Genomic DNA, 239 nt, shown 5'->3' on the forward strand with positions numbered 1-239 from the left:
GGCCTACGCGCTTCGCAGTAGTCTCGTGGGCTCGGAGATGGGTATACGAGCCAGGGCAATTAAAGAGCACAGACTGGATGTCTATTATGATGATGCCAATGTTTGGGTTAGTCGGCGGATTAGGTGCAGCTATCATCATTTATCTGTTTTCATGGAAAAACGGTACGCTAGACTCCCAACGTCTTTTATTAACAGGGATTGCGATTGGGTCAGGATTTGGAGCATTTTCTATGTACTTA

1 protein-coding gene is annotated in these 239 nt (G+C 46.0%); it reads left to right on the forward strand.

Annotation, left to right across the window (positions count from 1 at the left end):
• Positions 1–239, forward strand: a 239-nt coding sequence (locus JDS99_RS31490) for an iron chelate uptake ABC transporter family permease subunit (protein WP_199696543.1), incomplete at both ends; no start/stop codon positions are given.

Source organism: Bacillus cereus group sp. N6 (assembly GCF_016483705.1).
GTDB lineage: Bacteria > Bacillota > Bacilli > Bacillales > Bacillaceae_G > Bacillus_A > Bacillus_A wiedmannii.